The 2089-nt window shown below is 38.1% G+C and carries 4 protein-coding genes; all 4 read left to right on the top strand.

Annotated features, from left to right (window positions below; genetic code table 11):
* The coding region (locus QUB08_RS31725) for a hypothetical protein (RefSeq protein WP_333230243.1) at positions 1-415 on the top strand (415 nt) is incomplete at its 5' end.
* A 16-nt stretch (positions 416-431) separates the two neighbouring features.
* A complete protein-coding gene (locus QUB08_RS31720; RefSeq protein ID WP_333230241.1) occupies positions 432-707 on the top strand; it encodes a hypothetical protein in 276 nt (91 codons plus the stop codon).
* A gap of 85 nt (positions 708-792) precedes the next feature.
* Entirely contained in the window at positions 793-1119 is a 327-nt protein-coding gene (locus QUB08_RS31715) for an ISAs1 family transposase (RefSeq protein ID WP_333230238.1), read from the top strand.
* Between the two features lie 845 nt (positions 1120-1964).
* Positions 1965-2089 (top strand): IS1/IS1595 family N-terminal zinc-binding domain-containing protein (locus tag QUB08_RS31710; RefSeq protein WP_445300977.1); only part of this gene is annotated, 125 nt, incomplete at its 3' end.

Below are 2089 nucleotides of genomic sequence, written 5' to 3'. Positions count from 1 at the left end.
CAATATACACAGTTCATGGCTCTGTAACCTAAAGGACACAAACATTATACCAATCACGGTGATTCAGGGCAGTGCCCAGCCGGGCGCCCCCCAAACTTGGTGGGCTGCTGAGGAGATGGTAGAATTAGATGACCCAAAGCTAGGACAATTACAACTCAGAAAGTGGGATAACTTACACTTTAGTTCTAGTCCTGAACATCCGATGACATTGATCTTGGTAGAGCGAAAGGCTCTCGGTAGTAATTGTCGTCAGGTTAAACCTTTATGGTTAGCATGGATAGGTGAGAATTCCTGTTCTCTCGAAGTAGTCTGGATCGACTATTTGCGCCGCTTTGCTATTGAGCATTGGTATCGTTTAGCCAAGCAAACATTACATTGGACTCTACCCCATCTCAGTACCAAGCGAACAATGTGACCGTTGGAGCGATTTGATGCCTCTTTTAACTTGGCAGTTGTGGCTGGCTCAAGATTTAGTTCGAGACTATCACTTGCCCTGGCAAAAACCTCTGACTAATTTGACTCCTAGACGGGTGGCTCAATCCCTTTTCCCACTTTTGGTCAAGATTGGCACTCCAGCTCAAGCACCAAAACCACGCGGAAAATCCCCTGGTTGGCCGACTGGTCAATCCCGAATACGGCGCATTCGCTATCCAGTAGTGAAAAAGGGTCGAGGTCAGTTCCAAAATCATCGAAATTTGACTTCTTAATCACATATATTTAGCTGCACAATAAATCTTTTCCGCCTCAGTTTCTAGCTGAGCCAGCTTTTCTTAGTCTAAACTCCAGTAGTTAGTGAACGACGGCTGTGGAATAAAACCACGACTGAATCTCGTTTTTACGCTTAGTAATTTAAGCAGTAATGCTGAAAAAATTGCCCTAGCGATCCTCCGTCATTGGGGCATTGAGAATAGCTTACATTGGACACTCGATTTTACATTTTGCGAAGATGAAAGCCGGATTCGCAAACAGAACTCTCCCGAAACTTTTGCACTTTTACGTCGTTTAGCCATAAATTTACTGAAACAAGAGAAAAGTTCTCAACAAAGTCTAAAAATTAAACGGTATCGAGCAGCAATGGACAATAATTATTTAGTTAAAATTTTAAACTCTGCCAGTTAATACTCGAAATCTAAGAGCAATATAAGAAGGAAAATTATCCGGATTTAAGAATTTTAGAAAATCTTAAGGTTCTGATTTAATCTGCTTAAGTGGGGTTAAAATTAATGATTTTAAGAAGGTTTTTTTAGTTATTAGACCTCTTGCAAAATATTTTTGTGCTATTATGGAAAGTTTAGCCAATTTTATAATCTAGCAGGCTGGGCAAGTTTAAGGAGATGCCAATTAACCCAATAATTCAAAGTTTGACCTAAACTTGAGCCAACCTTTAAGAATAACACATATTTTTTTTGCAAGAGGTCTATTTAGTAATGCACAAATTTCTGGTTTTGTCAAATTAATTTAGATGCGTTTACCCTGGGTTCTTGCCCACAAGCTGTTTTCTTTTTGAGAGCAGCCTATTACCTTACAAGCCTTCATGAAATTCAATCTCAAAAAGATTTAATTCCACAGGTTCCGGCGAGCCGGGCCTTATCTTTCTATGTCGATTTCTTTCGCAATAATTAAACCCTAAGTTTCTTGACGGACTTTGCAGCCACATATTCAAGTCTTAAGTTTAATCATTACCAACTAGCCTCAGCGTTCAAACGGTTTAATACGAATTTTATAACTGACTTATATGTTTATATTACAGGATATATTTTAGCTATTTCAGGTAGTAATAAATATGTAGTGAAGTTTAATTACAGTAATTGAATACATAGGATAATTTTATAACTCACACACTCAAATTTTGTGATTTTAATATTTTTTACGCGCTCGAATGTAGATTGAGTTACAGTTATGCTATCATAAGTAACTCTTGCTGGAATCCTTGGTATCTGCCAATATTAGTTTAGTCATATAATATGCTACCCTCACGACCAAATTGCCCTGATTGTGGTTCAAAGCACATAGTTAAAAATGGTATTATTCATAATAAAAAACCAAAATACAAATGTCAAAGTTGCGGTCGCCAATTTGTCGAGAATCC

It is taken from the genome of Microcoleus sp. BR0-C5 (genome assembly GCF_036705045.1).
Classification (GTDB): Bacteria; Cyanobacteriota; Cyanobacteriia; order Cyanobacteriales; family Microcoleaceae; genus Microcoleus.
This window is presented reverse-complemented; position numbering and strand designations above follow the sequence as displayed.

Coding starts and splice junctions, on each gene's coding strand:
- QUB08_RS31720 (WP_333230241.1), top strand. CDS start 432: ATGCCTCTTTTAACTTGGCAGTTGTGGCTGGCTCAAGATTTAGTTCGA.